The organism is Pseudomonas sp. BAV 4579 (assembly GCF_009765395.1).
In the GTDB taxonomy this organism is placed as follows: domain Bacteria; phylum Pseudomonadota; class Gammaproteobacteria; order Pseudomonadales; family Pseudomonadaceae; genus Chryseomonas; species Chryseomonas aestiva.
In genome coordinates, this window is the sequence record NZ_WHOV01000269.1 from 1 (window position 1) to 1,523 (window position 1,523).

Below are 1,523 nucleotides of genomic sequence, written 5' to 3' on the forward strand. Positions count from 1 at the left end.
CACTCTGGCCTGCATCGATCGCTGTTGGCGCGTCGACTTTTCAGACAAACCCTAAGGTGCTTCGTCATGAACCTTTCTAAAGCTGTGTTCCTCGCTCTTGCTTTCACCCTTTCCTCGTCTGCTTTTACTGAAGGGGGTGCCGATCGTGTCTTCACTCGCATGATGGACGCCCAACAAGCAGCGCAAAGCGAAAAAGCCGAGCCGAGGCTAGCCGGGATGTCTGCAAAAAAAAGGATGAGGGCGGCAAGGTTTGCTGCTAGCGGAGCGGCCACCTAATGCCTACAGAAATGTAATCGCGCGCTACAAAGCGCTATGACATCTTCCCGCCTAATCTTCTAACTCCTGTGCGCGGCGCCACTGCCGTCCTCCCTACCAGGGCCTGCTCGTATGGAATCAAGAACCTCTCGACGTACCTTCGTCAAAGGCCTCGCGGCTGCTGGCATGCTGGGGGGACTGGGCTTGTGGCGTTCACCCAGTTGGGCGGCAGCTGGCTCAACGGCGCTCAGCACTCTGATGGGCACGGAGTTCGACCTGTCGATTGGCGAGATGCCAGTGAACATCACCGGCAAGCGTCGCACAGCGATGGTGATCAACGGCGGATTGCCAGGGCCCCTTTTGCGATGTAAGGAGGGCGACACGGTGACGCTTCGCGCGCGCAACAAGCTTGATGCGGCCACCTCGATTCACTGGCACGGCATCATCCTTCCGCCAAACATGGATGGGGTGCCGGGCCTGAGCTTCGCAGGCATCGAGCCGGGCGAGATGTACATTTATCAATTCAAGCTCCTACAGAACGGGACCTACTGGTATCACAGCCACTCAGGCTTCCAGGAACAGGTAGGGGTCTACGGCCCCCTAGTCATCGAGGCGAAGGAGCCCGAGCCTTTCAAATACGATCGTGAGCATGTGGTGATGCTGACGGACTGGACGGATGAAGATCCGGCTTCGCTGATGCGCACGCTGAAAAACAGTCCGACTACTACAACTTCCACAAGCGCACCGTTTGCGACTTCGTCAACGACGTAGCTGACAAGGGCTGGGCCGCGACGCTGGCGGATCGCAAGATGTGGGCTGAGATGAGCAACGACAAGTGTGGCGAGCTGCTCGGCCAGGAGCGCCGTCGCCGCTGGAGCACCGACCAGAAACTGGCAATTGTGCGCGGGAGCCTTGAGCCTGGGCAAAGCGTTTCCGTGGTGGCCCGACGCAACGGCATAAACGCCAACAAGCCGCTCCTGTGGCGCAAGCTGTACCAGGACGGAAGCCTTTCGGCCGTCAGTGCTGGCGAAGCAGTGGTACCGGCGTCGCGACTGACCGATGCGCTAAAGCAGATCCGCGAATTGCAGCGGATGCTGGGCAAGAAGACGATGGAAGCCGAAGTCCCAAAAGAGGGAGAATACCACCAAATAGACTATGCAACTGCAGGGTTGCCAACCTCGGAGTCACGCCAGTCTGCATTCGCTCAGGATTACGGTGTGGTTTCAACCGGTCGACGCAACAGCGTGGTTAAAACACTCGGCGGGAGT

Annotated in this window: 2 protein-coding genes and 1 pseudogene; all 3 read left to right on the plus strand. The window is 58.6% G+C overall.

The annotated features are described in order from the left end of the window. Positions 1 to 276: co-regulatory protein PtrA N-terminal domain-containing protein (locus GSQ95_RS25930; RefSeq protein WP_218580235.1), on the plus strand; the 276-nt coding region annotated here is incomplete at its 5' end. Between the two features lie 111 nt (positions 277 to 387). Beyond that, a pseudogene (locus GSQ95_RS25935) lies at positions 388 to 1,079 on the plus strand (multicopper oxidase domain-containing protein); the annotation flags it as partial. Beyond that, positions 1,077 to 1,523, plus strand: a 447-nt coding sequence (locus GSQ95_RS26250) for a transposase (protein WP_256664732.1), incomplete at its 3' end; no start/stop codon positions are given. The pseudogene GSQ95_RS25935 and the gene GSQ95_RS26250, both read left to right, overlap by 3 nt.